General features: G+C 64.7%; 16 protein-coding genes. 10 read left to right on the forward strand and 6 right to left on the reverse strand.

All coding sequences use genetic code 11. The features are described 5' to 3' along the window. Window positions 1-155: 155 nt before the first annotated feature. The 3 genes from KGM94_RS16530 (at window position 156) to ppx (ending at window position 4,670) form a co-directional block, all read left to right on the forward strand. Window positions 156-833, forward strand: a complete 678-nt coding sequence (locus KGM94_RS16530; RefSeq protein WP_300261289.1) for a DnaA/Hda family protein — start codon at window positions 156-158, stop codon at window positions 831-833. 141 nt (window positions 834-974) lie between these two features. Continuing rightward, window positions 975-3,155, forward strand: a complete 2,181-nt coding sequence (locus tag KGM94_RS16535; RefSeq protein WP_300261292.1) for an RNA degradosome polyphosphate kinase — start codon at window positions 975-977, stop codon at window positions 3,153-3,155. A gap of 12 nt (window positions 3,156-3,167) precedes the next feature. Beyond that, window positions 3,168-4,670: an exopolyphosphatase gene (gene ppx / locus KGM94_RS16540; RefSeq protein ID WP_300261295.1), complete on the forward strand. Its 1,503-nt coding sequence runs from the start codon at window positions 3,168-3,170 to the stop codon at window positions 4,668-4,670. Between the two features lies 1 nt (window position 4,671). Here the strand turns inward: ppx and KGM94_RS16545 are convergent, their stop codons facing one another. Together KGM94_RS16545 and ndk are read right to left on the reverse strand one after the other, a co-directional pair. After that, entirely contained in the window at window positions 4,672-5,532 is an 861-nt protein-coding gene (locus KGM94_RS16545; protein ID WP_300261298.1) for a TerC family protein, read from the reverse strand. A 43-nt stretch (window positions 5,533-5,575) separates the two neighbouring features. After that, window positions 5,576-5,998 carry a nucleoside-diphosphate kinase gene (gene ndk / locus KGM94_RS16550; RefSeq protein WP_300261301.1) on the reverse strand — a complete coding sequence of 141 codons (423 nt, stop codon included), beginning with the start codon at window positions 5,996-5,998 and terminating at the stop codon, window positions 5,576-5,578. Window positions 5,999-6,299: 301 nt separating this feature from the next. Here ndk and KGM94_RS16555 point away from each other — a divergent pair, with 301 nt between their 5' ends. The 3 genes from KGM94_RS16555 (at window position 6,300) to KGM94_RS16565 (ending at window position 8,822) form a co-directional block, all read left to right on the forward strand. Continuing rightward, the gene (locus tag KGM94_RS16555; protein WP_300261304.1) at window positions 6,300-6,551 is read left to right on the forward strand and encodes a sulfur globule protein precursor; all 252 of its coding nucleotides are present in this window, start codon (window positions 6,300-6,302) and stop codon (window positions 6,549-6,551) included. 183 nt (window positions 6,552-6,734) lie between these two features. Beyond that, window positions 6,735-6,917: a hypothetical protein gene (locus KGM94_RS16560; RefSeq protein ID WP_300261307.1), complete on the forward strand. Its 183-nt coding sequence runs from the start codon at window positions 6,735-6,737 to the stop codon at window positions 6,915-6,917. A 42-nt stretch (window positions 6,918-6,959) separates the two neighbouring features. After that, a complete protein-coding gene (locus KGM94_RS16565) occupies window positions 6,960-8,822 on the forward strand; it encodes an ABC-F family ATP-binding cassette domain-containing protein (RefSeq protein ID WP_300261310.1) in 1,863 nt (620 codons plus the stop codon). Window positions 8,823-8,899: 77 nt separating this feature from the next. Here KGM94_RS16565 and KGM94_RS16570 read toward each other — a convergent pair whose 3' ends face one another. Continuing rightward, window positions 8,900-9,730, reverse strand: a complete 831-nt coding sequence (locus KGM94_RS16570; RefSeq protein WP_300261313.1) for a nucleoside phosphorylase — start codon at window positions 9,728-9,730, stop codon at window positions 8,900-8,902. Between KGM94_RS16570 and KGM94_RS16575 the strand changes: the two genes are divergently transcribed. Continuing rightward, entirely contained in the window at window positions 9,729-10,037 is a 309-nt protein-coding gene (locus KGM94_RS16575; protein ID WP_300261318.1) for a hypothetical protein, read from the forward strand. The genes KGM94_RS16570 and KGM94_RS16575 overlap by 2 nt on opposite strands. A 93-nt stretch (window positions 10,038-10,130) precedes the next feature. On the opposite strand, the gene KGM94_RS16580 is transcribed toward KGM94_RS16575, so the two are convergent. The 3 genes from KGM94_RS16580 to KGM94_RS16590 form a co-directional block, all read right to left on the reverse strand. Next, window positions 10,131-10,343, reverse strand: a complete 213-nt coding sequence (locus tag KGM94_RS16580) for a DUF433 domain-containing protein (protein ID WP_300261322.1) — start codon at window positions 10,341-10,343, stop codon at window positions 10,131-10,133. Window positions 10,344-10,451: 108 nt separating this feature from the next. After that, window positions 10,452-11,099, reverse strand: coding sequence for a PEP-CTERM sorting domain-containing protein (locus tag KGM94_RS16585; protein ID WP_300261324.1), 648 nt, complete (start codon window positions 11,097-11,099; stop codon window positions 10,452-10,454). Between the two features lie 15 nt (window positions 11,100-11,114). Continuing rightward, window positions 11,115-11,840 carry a PEP-CTERM sorting domain-containing protein gene (locus KGM94_RS16590; RefSeq protein WP_300261327.1) on the reverse strand — a complete coding sequence of 242 codons (726 nt, stop codon included), beginning with the start codon at window positions 11,838-11,840 and terminating at the stop codon, window positions 11,115-11,117. A gap of 258 nt (window positions 11,841-12,098) precedes the next feature. On the opposite strand from KGM94_RS16590, the gene KGM94_RS16595 reads away from it, so the two are divergent. From KGM94_RS16595 to KGM94_RS16605, 3 genes are all read left to right on the forward strand, one after another. Further along, on the forward strand, window positions 12,099-13,196 hold the full coding sequence (locus KGM94_RS16595) for a helix-turn-helix transcriptional regulator (RefSeq protein WP_300261331.1): 1,098 nt from the start codon (window positions 12,099-12,101) through the stop codon (window positions 13,194-13,196). A gap of 89 nt (window positions 13,197-13,285) precedes the next feature. Further along, window positions 13,286-13,588: a type II toxin-antitoxin system HigB family toxin gene (locus tag KGM94_RS16600; RefSeq protein WP_300261334.1), complete on the forward strand. Its 303-nt coding sequence runs from the start codon at window positions 13,286-13,288 to the stop codon at window positions 13,586-13,588. A 12-nt stretch (window positions 13,589-13,600) separates the two neighbouring features. Then, window positions 13,601-13,984, forward strand: coding sequence for a transcriptional regulator (locus KGM94_RS16605; protein WP_300261337.1), 384 nt, complete (start codon window positions 13,601-13,603; stop codon window positions 13,982-13,984). Window positions 13,985-14,386 lie beyond the last annotated feature (402 nt).

Genomic DNA, 14,386 nt, shown 5'->3' on the forward strand with positions numbered 1-14,386 from the left:
TCCGTGTCGCTCTACCTCGTCGAGTGGCTGCGGCACATGAGCACGATCGAGGCGAGATGAGACTGGACCTGCCCGGCATAAGGCCGACACTGACCTGAAAGGTCCTTTGCGTAAACTGAGGCGTCCGGCTGGATCCGGCATGGAGCGAAGCAAGCGTGGCAGGCCGCGTTCATCCCCGTCAATTGGCGTTCGCGCTGCCTCATGCGGAGAGCCTGAGCCGCGACAATTTCCTGGAAGGGCCGGCCAACGCCGCGGCCGTTGCGCTGATCGACGCCTGGCCCGAATGGCCGAACCGCATCATGTGGCTGGCGGGACCGGAGGGCTCCGGCAAGAGCCACCTCGCCGCAATCTGGGCCGAGGAAGCCGGAGCGCGGTCCACGACCGCCAATGCGCTGACCGCTGCCGCCGTGCCGGGCGCGCTCGCCACCGGCGCGCTGGTGGTCGAGGATCTGAAATCCGGCGAATTCGACGAGCGCGCGCTGTTTCATCTGGTGAACCTCGCGCGCGAGGACGGCGCCTTCGTGCTGTTCACCGGGCGCGACGTGCCGGCCGCGCTCGACGTCGAACTGCACGACCTGCGCTCGAGGCTGCGCGCGGTGCCGGTGGTCGCGCTGCAGCCCCCGGACGACCGGCTGTTTCGCGCCCTGATCGTCAAGTTCTGCGCCGACCGCCAGATGACCATCGATGAGGGCGTGGTCGGCTACCTCGCCACCCGCCTGGAGCGCTCCTCCGCGGCCGCCCGGCACGCGGTGGAGTTGCTCGACGGCGAGGCCCTGCGCCAAGGGCGACCGGTGACCCGGGCACTGGCGGCGGAGCTGTTGCGCGGCGGGTGAACCTCACCCCGCAGTTCGGCGCTTGACGGCGCGACGGACCGGAACATCAATGTCATCGAAACGTCATCGCGCTAACACATGCTCTGCGCCGGATTTGCGCGTAGGTTGCAGCACGGCGCTGGAAGATGGATCAAATTTCTGATGGAATCTGCGCAAGCCATTGAAATCAAAGAAAAAGAACCAGAAGCCCAGGGCCCGCCGGCAATCGCCACAAGTCCGGAGCGGTTCATCAATCGCGAGCTGAGCTGGCTGCATTTCAATCGCCGGGTGCTCGAGGAATCCGTCAATTCCAGGCACCCGGTGCTGGAACGAGTCCGTTTCCTGTCGATTTCGGCGAATAACCTTGATGAGTTCTTCATGGTCCGCGTCGCCGGCATCAAGGCGCAGGTCCGCGAAGGCATCGCCGAGCGCAGCCCCGACGGCCTGACGCCGGCCGAGCAGCTCACTCTCGTCAACCGAACGGTCTCGCAGCTCGCCAGCGATCAGCAGGCGATCTGGCGCGATCTGCGCGGTACGCTCGCCGAGGTCGGCATCGTGCTGGTCGACGGCAAGGACGTCACCAAGGCCGAACGGACCTGGATCGAGGACTACTTCCTCCACAACGTATTCCCGCTGCTCACGCCGCTCGCGATCGACCCCGCGCATCCCTTCCCGTTCATTCCGAGCCTCGGCTTCACCATCGCGCTGCAGCTTTCGCGCGCCGCCGACGGCAAGCAGATGAACGCGCTGATCCGCATGCCCTCCAAGATCGACCGCTTCATCCGCATGCCCGCGGAAGGCGTGGTGCGGCTGATCTCGCTGGAGCAGGCGACGGCGCTGTTCATCAACCGCCTGTTCCCGGGCTACAACGTCCACGGCCAGGGCGCCTTCCGCATCATCCGCGACTCCGAAATCGAAATCGAGGAAGAGGCCGAAGACCTCGTGCGCGTATTCGAGACCGCGCTGAAGCGGCGCCGCCGCGGATCGGTGATCCGGCTCGAGATCGACGCCAAGATGCCGGAGGAGCTGCGGCTCTTCGTGCAGCATGCCCTGTCGGCTGCCGACGACGAGGTGTTCCTGGTCGACGGCGTGCTGGCAATGAACGAGCTGTCGCAGCTCACGCGCCTCGACCGTCCCGATCTCGAATTCACCCCCTATGTCCCGCGCCATCCCGAGCGCGTGCGCGAGCATGGCGGCGACATCTTTGCCGCCATCCGCCAGAAGGACCTCATCGTCCATCACCCCTACGAATCCTTCGACGTCGTCGTGCAGTTCCTGCAACAGGCCGCGCGCGACCCCGACGTCGTGGCGATCAAGCAGACCTTGTACCGCACCTCCAACAACTCCCCGATCGTGCGTACGCTGGCGGAGGCTGCGGAAGCCGGCAAGTCCGTCACGGCCCTGATCGAATTGAAGGCGCGCTTCGACGAAGAGGCCAATATCCGCTGGGCGCGCGACCTCGAGCGCGCCGGCGTCCAGGTCGTCTATGGCTTCCTCGAACTGAAGACGCACGCCAAGCTGTCGATGGTCGTGCGCCGCGAGGGCGGCGGGCTGACCACCTACGTCCACACCGGCACCGGCAACTACCATCCGGTCACCGCGCGCATCTACACCGACCTCTCCTACTTCACCTCGGACCCGACGATCGGCCGCGACGCCGCGCGCGTGTTCAACTTCATCACCGGCTATGCGGCGCCGAGCGACCTCGAAAAGATGGCGGTGTCGCCGCTGACGCTGCGCAAGCGGATCATCGAGCACATCAAGAGCGAGACCGCGCATGTGCGGCACGGCCGGCCCGGCGCAGTCTGGATGAAGATGAACGCGCTGGTCGATCCCGACATCATCGATGCGCTCTACGAGGCCTCGCAGGCCGGCGTCTCGATCGAACTCGTGGTGCGCGGTATCTGCTGCCTGCGGCCCGGTATTCCGGGACTGTCGGAGAACATCCGCGTCAAGTCGATCATCGGCCGCTTCCTCGAACACGGCAGAATCTACTGCTTCGGCATGGGCCAGGGCCTGCCAGGCGCCAAAGCGGCTGTGTATATCTCGTCGGCCGACATGATGCCGCGCAACCTCGACCGCCGCGTCGAGGTGCTTTGTCCGCTGCAAAATCCCACGGTGCATCAGCAGGTTCTCGAGCAGATCATGGTCGCGAACCTGAAGGACAATGAGCAGAGCTGGCAATTGTTGCCGGACGGATCGTCAACGCGTATGAAGGCCGCGAAGGGCGAAGAGCCGTTCAACGTGCACAACTACTTCATGACGAATCCGAGTCTGTCTGGCCGTGGAAAGTCGCTCAAGGAATCCTCGCCGCGGCGTCTCACGCGCCGGAACCAGTCCTGAGAAGGAATTCCCGTGACACGGCCGCGCAAGCGCGGCGCGAGCGTCGCAGTCATCGACATCGGTTCCAACTCGGTCCGTCTCGTCGTCTACGAGGGGCTGACCCGCAGCCTGATTCCGATCTTCAACGAAAAGACGCTCTGCGGCCTCGGGCGCGAGGTGCAGAGCACCGGCCTGCTGGCGCCTGACGCGGTCGGCAAGGCACTGACCTCGCTCCGGCGCTTCCGTGCACTGATCCGCGTGATGCAGGTCGGCCGCGTCTTTGCGATCGCAACCGCCGCCTGCCGCGACGCTTCCAACGGCCCCGACTTCATCACCAAGGCCGAACGCATCTGCCGCGTGAAGATCGAGATCCTGTCCGGCTCGCGCGAGGCGCGGCTGTCGGCGCTCGGCGTGGTCTCGGGCATCCACAATCCCGACGGCATCGTCGGCGACCTCGGCGGCGGCTCGCTGGAGCTGATCGACGTCCGCCACAACCGCGTGCGCAGCGGCATCACGCTGCCGCTGGGCGGGCTGGCGCTGCAGGACCTCGCGCGCAAGTCGCTGAAGCGCGCCGAGCGCATCGCCCGCAACGAGCTTGCCGACGTGGCCCAGCTCAAGGCCGGGCACGGCCGCAGCTTCTACGCGGTCGGCGGCACCTGGCGCGCGCTCGCACGCATCCACATCATCCAGAGCGGCTATCCGCTGCAGGTGATGCACGGCTATTCGATTCCTGCGGCCGACGCGCTCGATTTCGCCCGGCGGCTGCGGCGGCTCGCGGCCGCCAACATGCTCGCCGACATCGAGGTCGTCGCCGACGCGCGGCGGCCGCTGCTGACCTACGCCGCGCTCGTGCTCGAGCACGTCGTCCGCGTGGCGCGGCCGAAGACCATCGTGTTCTCGACCTTCGGCGTGCGCGAGGGCCTGCTGCACGAGAAGCTGTCGGAGGCCGAACGCGCCAAGGACGGGCTGATCTGCGCGGCGGAGGAGCTGAACCAGCTCCTGTCGCGCTCGGCGCGGCACGCCCGCGAGCTGATGGCCTGGAGCGACCGCTTCGTGCGCGTGGCGAAGCTGCGCGAGAGCGAGGAGGACCGCCGGCTGCGCCACGCCGCCTGCCTGCTCTCCGACATCGGCTGGCGCGTGCATCCCGACCACCGCGGCGAGCAGACGCTGAGCTTCGTCACCAACGGCAATTTCGGCGCCATCAGCCATGAAGAGCGCGCCTTCGTCGGGTTGGCGGTGTTCTATCGCTATGCCGGCCTGAGCGAGGAAAACCGGCCTCCGCTCGTCATGCAGGAGCTCGTGTCGCCGGCCTTGCTCGAACGCGCCCGCGTGCTGGGTGCGGCGTTCCGCGTCGCGCATCTGATCTCGGCGGCGCGCCCGGGCGTGCTGCCGGCGACGCATTTCCGCACCAGGGGGCGCAAGCTGATGCTGGTGTTCGAGCACCGGCTCGGCGATCTCGTCGCCGACCGCGTCGGCGGCCGCTTCAAGCAGCTCGCGCGCCTGATCGGCCGCTCCGGCTCGATCGTGCGGCGTTAGCCTATTCCGCCGACGCCTTGGCGTGGCGCTCGGAGGCTTCCAGCGCCGCCGATTGCAGGCTGCGACGACGCCAGACGTAGCCCACCACCAACACGACGATCACGCCGATCGCCGCCAGCAGGTATTCGGCGGCGGGCCCGGCATGGGCGAATTGCGGCGGAATGCGCAGCACCGCCAGGGCCTGATCCAGCGTCTCGCCGAGCGGACCGGCAAACACCTTGTGCAGCGTCGGCTCGATGCCGGGATCGGTCGCGATCACCTCGCCCGCGATCCAGCCGAGCAGTGCCGCGCCGGCCCAGACTAGGATCGGCAGCCTGGTCAGGAGCGCCATGATCAGTGCCGCACCGGCGACGATCAGGGGCACGCTGATGGCAAGGCCGAGGATCAGGAGCGGCACGCTGCCGTTGGCAGCCGCCGCCACGGCGATGACGTTGTCGAGACTCATGACGATGTCGGCGACCACGACGATCTGGACCGCGTGCCACAGATGCGAGGCGGCATCGACTTCGTCCTCGCCCTCCTCGTCGGGCACCACCAGCTTCGCCGCGATGAACAGCAACGCCAGACCGCCGGCGAGCTTGAGGAACGGCAGCTCCATCAGCGACGCGACCACGCCGGTGAAGATGATGCGCAACAGCACGGCAGCGCCGGCGCCGAACACCATGCCCCACAGCCGATGCCGCGGCTGCAGGCCGCGGCAGGCGAGCGCGATCACGAGCGCGTTGTCGCCCGACAGCAGGATGTTGATCCAGATGATCTTGCCGACGGCGATCCAGAAAGCCGGCTGCGCCATCTCATTGCGGAACTGGGTGAACAGCGCCCCGATGGTGGCGGGATCGAGGATCTGCCAGAGCCAGCTCACGATGCGTCCTTTCGGCCTGTCGGATTAACGCAGGGCCGGCAGCTCAGCCGACGATCTCGTTGCCCGAGAAGAACTGCGCGATCTCGATCACGGCGGTCTCCGGCGCATCCGAACCGTGCACGGAATTCTCGCCGATCGACTTCGCATAGAGCTTGCGGATGGTGCCCTCGGCGGCCTTCGACGGATCGGTCGCGCCCATCACCTCGCGGTATTTGGCGATCGCGCCCTCGCCTTCCAGCACCTGCACGACCACGGGGCCGGAAGTCATGAAGTCGACGAGCTCGCCGAAGAACGGCCGCGCCTTGTGCACGGCGTAGAAGGTCTCGGCCTGGCCCTTGGTCATGCGGATGCGCTTCTGGCCGACGATACGCAGGCCCGCCTTCTCGATCACGGCGTTGACCGCACCGGTCAGGTTGCGCGCGGTCGCGTCGGGCTTGATGATCGAGAAGGTGCGTTCAATCGCCATGATCTTGTCCTTGCATGAAGCGGTGGATCTGTGGAGTTGCCGGGCTTATATCGGCGCGCCCCGCGGACGGCAAGCGACCCCGGGACGAGGCCGCCGGGCGCTTCGCCGCAGGCCGGCGGCGCGCGGAATTACAACAATTTCACGAAGATGAACCCTGTCTGCAGCGCCCGTCAGGGTTCGGTTCAGCATCATGGGCCTAAGGTGGGCCCTATCGGAACGCCGTCCTGTTCGGACCCAGGCGTTTCGGCGGCCCTTATCATTCACGGCGCGCTCCGCACGCCGGCACTTTGAGGAGACAACCATGTTTCGCAAACTCGCACTTGCAGCAGTTGCCGCGGTCTCGCTGGGTGCTGCGCTCGCTCCGACCGCCGCCTCCGCCCATTGGCACGGTGGTGGCTGGCACGGCGGCGGCTGGCATCGCGGCTGGGGCTGGGGCGCACCGCGCTTCTACGCCGGCGGCCCCTACTCCTACGGCTATGGCGGCTGCTATGTCCGCCAGCTGGTCGCGACGCCCTGGGGACCCCGCTGGCGCCTCGTGAACCGCTGCTACTGATCCATCGGCTCCTTCCCGTGCAAGCCCCGGCGTCCGTCGCCGGGGCTTTGCATTGTGCCTGTTCCAGCCGGGCCTTCATGCAATCTTTACGAGAATGGAAGCCATTCCAGCCGCGCGGCGAAACTATTTTCCGGCCACCGACTTGTCTGGATGTCGTTTACACCAGAACCGACGGAACAGGCCATGAATGCCCGCTTTGCCGATGACAGCGAACAGATCGACCGGCGCACCAGCCGATCGATTTGCGATGCCGTGGGCGAGCGGCTGCAGCAGAACCTCCGCCCCGAGCCCCGGCTGACCTCCCACCTGCAGCATCTGGTGGATGAGCTGAGGAAGCGCGATCGCGAAGGTAATTCGCACAACTGAAAAACGGGTTGCGTTTGTGCGCGGCTGCGGTGACAAGGCCGCATGCTCACCATCACCGACCTCTCGATCCGCCTCGCCGGACGCCTGCTGATCGACCACGGCTCGGCGCAGATCGCGCCGGGCTCGCGCGTCGGCCTGGTCGGACGCAACGGCACCGGCAAGTCGACCCTGTTCAAGGTGATCCGCGGCGAACTTGCCGCCGAATCCGGCACGATCACGCTGCCGCCGCGCTGGCGGGTGGGTAGCCTTGCCCAGGAGGCGCCCGACGGTCCGGAGAGCCTGATCGAGGTCGTGCTCAAGGCCGACCTCGAACGCGACGCGCTGCTGCGCGAGGCCGAGACGGCGAGCGATCCGCACCGGATCGCGGAGATCCAGACTCGCCTCGTCGACATCGACGCCCATTCGGCGCCGAGCCGCGCCGCGGCGATCCTCAGCGGCCTCGGCTTCTCGGCCGCCGACCAGGCGCGGCCCTGCTCTGAATTCTCCGGCGGCTGGCGCATGCGCGTGGCGCTCGCCGCGACGCTGTTCGCGGCCCCCGATCTCCTGCTGCTCGACGAGCCCACCAACTATCTCGACCTCGAAGGCACGCTGTGGCTGGAGGACCACCTCGCCCACTATCCGCGCACGGTGATCGTGATCAGTCACGACCGCGATCTGCTGGAGAGCTCGGTCGAGCAGATCCTGCATCTCGATCGCGGCAAGCTCACGCTCTACCGCGGCTCCTACTCCTCGTTCGAGGAGCAGCGCGCCGCGCGCGAACTGCTCGACGCCAAGCAGGTCAAGCGCCAGGAGGCCGAGCGCGCGCGCCTGCAGGCCTTCGTCGACCGCTTCAAGGCCAAGGCCTCGAAGGCCCGCCAGGCCCAATCGCGCGTCAAGATGCTGGAGCGGATGAAGCCCATCGCGGCGCTGGTGACCGCCGACGTCCGCGAGATCAGCTTCCCGCCGCCGGAGAAGCCGCTGTCGCCGCCGATCATCGCCGTCGACAGCGTCTCGGTCGGCTACGATCCGCAAGACCCCGTGCTCAACCGCGTCACCTTGCGCATCGACAATGACGACCGCATCGCGCTCTTGGGCGCCAACGGCAACGGCAAGTCGACGCTGGTGAAGCTGCTCGCAGGCCGCCTTGCGCCGTTCTCCGGAAAAGTCACCCGCGCCGACAAATTGTCGATCGCCTATTTCGCCCAGCACCAGCTCGACGAATTGAACGAGGACGCCTCGACGTACGACCACGTCCGCAAGCTGATGGGGGAAGCGCCCGAGGCGAAGGTGCGCGCGCGCGCCGGCGCGATCGGCTTTTCCGGCAAGGCGGCCGACACGCCGGCCGGCAAGCTCTCGGGCGGCGAGAAGGCGCGGTTGCTGCTCGGGCTCGCGACCTTCTTCGGCCCCAACATGATCATTCTGGACGAGCCGACCAACCATCTCGACATCGACAGCCGCGCCGCGCTTGCGGAAGCCATCAACGACTTTCCCGGCGCCGTCATCATGGTCTCGCACGACCGCTATCTGATCGAGGCCTGCGCCGAGCGGCTCTGGCTGGTCGCCGACCGCACCGTCGCGACCTATGACGGCGACCTCGACGACTACGGGCGCCTGGTGCTGTCGTCGCGCAGCACCGAGGCAACTGCACGCGAGCGCAGCGGCAATGGCGAAAAGCCGCAGCGCGCCAGGACGGAGAAGAGCGGCGCGCTGAAGAAGCGCATCGCGGAGGCGGAGGCCGAGATCGCCCGCGTCAGCGAGATCATCGCCAAGATCGACGCCGCGCTTGCGCTGCCCGACATCTTCACCCGCGATCCGAAGCAGGCCGCGCAACTGTCAAAAGCGCGCGCCAATGCCGCCGACGCGCTGGCGCGCGCCGAGGAGCAATGGCTCGAGGCCAGCGCGCAGCACGACGCGGCGGCGGGTTGACGTCCCGCTCCACTCAAAATCCGCGGTTCAACCCCATGCACAGTAGCGATTTGGTATTTTGATACCAGCGCGACGCCTTACTTCGCGTTGCGGGCAGACCATGCTCGCGCAGCGGCGGCAACGACCGCGAGCGTCGCAGTAGTGCCGTCAGCCTCGCCTTTCTCGAAATCTCCCTCGGTCTGGGCCATCGCATTCGTGACATGCGCGAAGCAGACGATCGACCGGCGTGCCGCACGAGCAAATGCGTAGAGAGCGGCAGCCTCCATTTCGACGGCAAGCGCACCCAGATCGCGCGCGGACGCGATCGCGGCCTCGGTCTCTCGATAGGGCGCATCGGTCGTCCAGGTGGAGCCTCGGTGAACCGATATGCTGGCAATTCCGAGCAACTCCTGCTCGATCCCGGCGAGCAGCATCGGATCCGGTGCCTCGGCGAACGTTGCCGGCGGCAGGTAGTGGTAGCTCGTCCCCTCATCGCGCAGCGCGCGGTCGATCAGGACGAAGTACGGCGTCGGCCCGATCGCAGCGATTTGTCCGGCGGACGTGACGCTGACGAGCAGCCGGCAGCCCGACGCAAAAAGCTGTTCGGCGACCAGCACCGCGAACGGAGCGCCGACGGCGCAGCCTACGATCCCGACCTCGCCGATGCCGTCGAGATCGAAGGCAAGAAGCTCGGTGTGATAGCAGGCCCAACCTTCGTGGATGCGGCCAGCGCCCGTCTGCTCGAGGTGACGGACGACGTCGCCGTCCGGATCGAGCACGCAGATTTCGGGGACAGCGACGAGCGGCAACTGCCTCTGCCGCCGCGCCTCCCTCAACAGGGCTTCGGGCCTGAACACCGAAGGCGCCTCGTGGTCCTTGACGCCGACGATCGGCCACGCGGGTTCCGCACGATGAGCCTCGTCATCCATGATGCACCTGATCGGCCTGTCGCCAACTTCGCCGGCCGTTGCGGACCGGGCCCGGCATCACGCCTCTGCCATCAAAGGTCGAAAATCAGTCGGTGGCAACAATTGTAATCGCGCCCGGAAGCGCGGATTCGATGGCCACCAGTATCTTCGGCACCAGCGGTCCAAGATCGGCGAGCCGACTCGTCTTTGCGTGAAGCACAACGACGGCGATCGAGAGAACGGCGATGTTCTGTTGGAAGGAGAGATTTCGATCGAGCGTAGCGAACACATCAAACTGCTTCTCGGCAAGCGCCAGCAGTATTCCTGATGGCCGCCCAGCCCATCTGACGAGCCGTCTTGACGTCATGACCGGCGATATCACGCCCCAGGCGCCAGTCGACACACTCGTCGAGAAGGACCTTCACGACGCCGCTTCGATCACCCGGTCCTTCGCCTCCTCCAAGAACGCGATGACGTGCTCACGCGTTACGGACGGGAAGCCTTCGAGAAAATCATCGATCGATTCACCTGCTTCAAGATAATCGAGCAGGGTTTGCACGGGGACTCTGGTCCCATGGAACACAGCAGTGCCGCCCACGATGTCAGGCGTGCAGGAAACAACTGGCTGCTTCATGATATCCAGACTACACCTCGATCAGATCGAAAGGCAACGGCCAGGACACGGCCAAGACGCCCGCCATCAGTCCGACGCAGTTCAACTGCCGTGACGGCAAGGCCCCCGTCAGGCAGCGAGCATGGCAGCCTTGCTCCTGCGTCGATACGCCATGAAGCCGAGGCCGCCGAAACCGAGGATCATCATGGCCCAGGTGGATGACTCAGGGATCGCTGCTGTGATTGACGCGATTGCCATCGCGTCGCCAGAGCCATGGTTGGTCGTGAGGACGAAGAAGCTGGTCCCGAGCGGGTCGGACGATGTATTTCCGAAAAAGTTCAGCCCGCCTGAGTTACCGAAGCCACACGCTCCTGTCGGGTTTGCAAAGAAACATCCATTGCTGAGTGCCTGTCCAACCAACTCTTGTGAAAGATCCAGCGACGACGGCGTATAGAACCTGAAGCCCCAAAAGTCCGACAGAGTAAAAGTGCCATTGCCGGAACTCGCACCGCTAACCGTTATCCGCAGCGCAGTTACAGCCGGATTGGACAACGGAGTCACCGGCGGGAGGCTGGGAGGACTTGTGATTGTCGGATACAGCGAAGTGTCGATCGTGACTTCGCCGGTCGCCGTTGCCGTGTTGCCGAATGAAGCGCCGCTCCATGTGATGTCGAACGTCTGGAAAACCGACGCAGACGCGGGCGTCGCGATCAAGTCAGCCGTCGCAGAAACGGCACCCGACATCGTCAGTCCTATAATTGCATTTGATATCTTCATTTCGAAAACTCCGTCTCATACACCAAATATCAGCGAGTTCCTCCGTCGATGCGACACGTAGCCCAGGCCGCAGAAGCCGAGGATCATCATCATCCATGTAGAAGGTTCAGGCACAGCTGAGACAGGGCCAGCCATGTCAATTGTGAACATACCATTCACGTCGTAGAACCTCCCAGGTGGATCCACCCAACTGGTTGCATTCGTGAATATCTGAAAATTTCCGGTATGATTACTCGTTCCGGGAGCGCCGCTGGCGCTCAGATGGCTGAATGAAAAATCTATCTCGTTTCCGTCTGCCGTACGCGAGGCGGAGGCTGCTCCCACTGCCCCAGAGGTTACGTGTAGGCAGCCTACGAAGTCGCACTGTTTGACGGAAGCGTCGTAGCCAGCGTAGCCGACGGCGCCGAATTTCGTCACGTCACCAGAAGTGAGCGAGAATCGAAAGTCGAACATTAGCCCACTACCATATGGATGTAGGCCGGCGACAGTGTTGGGGTATTGAACAATATTCTCGAACAGCGTGCCGGTTGGCCCGCCTTGTGCACGGAAATCGAAACTGTAGATCACGGGAAACCCTGAAACGATCGTGAAGTCCGTACCGCTGCCACCATTTTGAAGGGGGCTAATCGTCGCGCCCGGATTTAGAACGGTCGGATTGACGAGTGCCGCTGTGGCGGATTGCGCCAACAAAGGACAAGCCAAGAGCGCCAAGGTAGGAACGGATAACTTGTGGCAAGACATTTAAATCCTCCAAATCTTGAAGGTCATGAATTAATCAATACGATTCGACGAAGCACCGCGGCTGTCATGATCCAAATGAACCATGCGAGATGAAAAAGACCCGTTGGTCTGGGAAAAAGGGCGGGTCGAGCCAGCTCTCACGGATTGGTGCTCCCGCTTGACAGGCAGTGGGACCGCCTGCTGACTTAGCGGTACGCTCGTCGGCGACTTTTGGTTGGTCGGACGCGGGGACAGGGAAGGCGCGAATGCTTATGCGCTATGGGACTTGAATTACCCGATCTCGTCAGCCTGATCTATGAAGCGGCCGCCATTCCCGAACGGTGGCCGGGCGTGCTGGCCTCGATTTCGCAAATGGCCGACTGCGTGGGCGGAGGTTTGTTTACCGCCGCAACGCCGGACAAGGTCCGCTGGACGTCGTCGGCCAATCTCCACGAGACGATGACGGAGTTCATCCGGAACGGCTGGGCCGCGAACAATCCCCGCCCGGCGAAGCTGTTCGCCCTCAATCATGCGGGCTTTGTTCGTGACAGGGATATCTTCACGGATGAAGAATTCGACAACGACCCGGTCACCATCTTTCTGCGCGAGCGGGGGCTCGGCTGGGACACGGGGACCCTGATGAATGTGCCCAGCGGCGATTCGATCATCTTCTCCTTCGAGAGGCCCTATGCGGATGGGCCCGTGGCGATGAAGGCGGTGGCGTTTCTCGACTCCCTGCGGCCGCATCTCGCTCGGGCATCGCTCCTGGCTTCGCGGCTTGGTCTGGAGCGGGCGCGTGCGATGACGGAAGCGCTGACGGCAGTGGGCCTGCCCGCGGCCGTGCTGAGAGCCGGGGGCAGGGTCCATGCAGCAAATGCGTTGTTCGAGGCCCTGATGCCGGATTTGATCGATGACCGGCCTTCGCGCCTGGTCTTCAGCGATCCCGCCATCGACCGCCTGTTCCTCGCGGGGCTGGACGCCATTGACCGACGCGTCATGGGCGCACGGCGAATCTGCTCCATCCCCGTGCCAGCAAGCGCCGATCGCGCGCCAATGATCGTTCATCTGCTTCCAGTCAGCGGCACTGCGCAGGATGTTTTCTCTGCCGCCTCGAAGCTCGTCATCGTCACGCCGGTGGATCGAGGAGCCGTCCCAAACGCGGAGGTCATTGCGGGCCTGTTCGACCTGACGCCCGCCGAGGCGCGGGTGGCGCGAGAGATTGCGCTCGGGCAGACCATCGAGGAACTCGCGCGCGCGGCCGGACTTTCCAGCGTCACGGTCCGCAACCAGCTCAGGTCGATCTTCGCCAAGACTGGTGCCGGCCGGCAGAGCGATCTCGTCGCGCTTCTGAGTGGCGCCGCCTTGCCGAGGCCTTGATCGTTTCCCGCGTTCGCCCGCCTCGTTGGCAACATCCGCCGGCCCATTAAAGCGCTTGTTCCCATATTGGGAACAAGCTAAGATGTGTCATGAGGGTTATCGCCCGAAATTCGCTTACCGACTTTTGGAGCAAGCACCCGGAAGCGAGGGTGGCGCTCGAACGTTGGTTCAAGCTCGTCAGAGCGGCGCATTGGATCTCGACGGACGAGGTTCAGCGAGCGGCGCCGAGATCCAAGGTCCTCAACCGCGAGCGCGTCCGATTCGAAGTCGCGGGAGGAAACTATCGCCTGGTCGTAGCCTTCGATTTTCGCCGACAAGTAGCCTTCGTAAAGTTTATCGGCACCCACGGCGAATACGACCGCATCGACGCTTTGACGGTATCGCAATTTTGAAGGAAACATCCGATGGAAATCCGTCCGATCCGTAACGAGAGTGATCATAAGGCGGCGCTCGCCGAGATCGACGCCTGCTGGGGTGCCGCGGAGGGCACGGAAAAGGCTGACAAGCTCGATGTGCTCCTTGCGCTCGTGGATATATACGAAGCGAAGCGCTGGCCGATCGAGACCGACGGGAGCTTTGATCCGATCGATGTCCTCAACTATGCCATCGAGGAGCTTGGGCACACTCAGGCAGAGCTTGGCGAACTGTTCGGCTCGCGCTCCCGCGCGTCGGAAATTCTCTCGCGCCGCCGCGCGCTCACCGTCGACATGATCCACAAGGTGAGCGAGACTTGGAAGATTCCGGCTGACCTTCTCGTTCGTCCTTACAGGATCGAACGAGCCGCATGAGGGCTTGCTCTCGTCGACCAAGGCGGAGAAGCCATGACGGCACTAGCCGAACGAATGAAGATGATGCGGCAGCGCCGACGCGCGAGGGGTTCGCGAGATCGGGATACGTCAGGCGCCTATCACCTATCTGGCCACCATCGGCGAGCCTGTTCACGTCCTACACGCGTTCCAGAAGAAGGACGGCGACCTTTACCGCGATAGCGTATCCGAAGTGGCCAGCCACGGCCGACGATGTGGAGACAAGCGGATCAGGTACCTCATGGATGACGAGGCTCATCGTGCAGAACCCGCGTGGCCGATCGTCGGCGTCAAGGACCACGAGGCGCCTTCGGTGTTCAGGCCCGAAGCCCTGTTGAGGGAGGCGCGGCGGCAGAGGCAGTTGCCGCTCGTCGCTGTCCCCGA

Origin of the sequence: Bradyrhizobium sp. (assembly GCF_028868675.1) — a bacterium.
Classification (GTDB): domain Bacteria; phylum Pseudomonadota; class Alphaproteobacteria; order Rhizobiales; family Xanthobacteraceae; genus Bradyrhizobium.

Excerpts from the sequence above, each read along its gene's own strand:
- KGM94_RS16535 (WP_300261292.1), top strand. The coding sequence starts at position 975 with ATGGAATCTGCGCAAGCCATTGAAATCAAAGAAAAAGAACCAGAAGCC.
- ndk (WP_300261301.1), bottom strand. The coding sequence starts at position 5,998 with ATGGCGATTGAACGCACCTTCTCGATCATCAAGCCCGACGCGACCGCG.
- KGM94_RS16555 (WP_300261304.1), top strand. The coding sequence starts at position 6,300 with ATGTTTCGCAAACTCGCACTTGCAGCAGTTGCCGCGGTCTCGCTGGGT.
- KGM94_RS16560 (WP_300261307.1), top strand. The coding sequence starts at position 6,735 with ATGAATGCCCGCTTTGCCGATGACAGCGAACAGATCGACCGGCGCACC.
- KGM94_RS16565 (WP_300261310.1), top strand. The coding sequence starts at position 6,960 with ATGCTCACCATCACCGACCTCTCGATCCGCCTCGCCGGACGCCTGCTG.
- KGM94_RS16575 (WP_300261318.1), top strand. The coding sequence starts at position 9,729 with ATGATGCACCTGATCGGCCTGTCGCCAACTTCGCCGGCCGTTGCGGAC.
- KGM94_RS16570 (WP_300261313.1), bottom strand. The coding sequence starts at position 9,730 with ATGGATGACGAGGCTCATCGTGCGGAACCCGCGTGGCCGATCGTCGGC.
- KGM94_RS16580 (WP_300261322.1), bottom strand. The coding sequence starts at position 10,343 with ATGAAGCAGCCAGTTGTTTCCTGCACGCCTGACATCGTGGGCGGCACT.
- KGM94_RS16585 (WP_300261324.1), bottom strand. The coding sequence starts at position 11,099 with ATGAAGATATCAAATGCAATTATAGGACTGACGATGTCGGGTGCCGTT.
- KGM94_RS16590 (WP_300261327.1), bottom strand. The coding sequence starts at position 11,840 with ATGTCTTGCCACAAGTTATCCGTTCCTACCTTGGCGCTCTTGGCTTGT.
- KGM94_RS16595 (WP_300261331.1), top strand. The coding sequence starts at position 12,099 with ATGGGACTTGAATTACCCGATCTCGTCAGCCTGATCTATGAAGCGGCC.
- KGM94_RS16600 (WP_300261334.1), top strand. The coding sequence starts at position 13,286 with ATGAGGGTTATCGCCCGAAATTCGCTTACCGACTTTTGGAGCAAGCAC.
- KGM94_RS16605 (WP_300261337.1), top strand. The coding sequence starts at position 13,601 with ATGGAAATCCGTCCGATCCGTAACGAGAGTGATCATAAGGCGGCGCTC.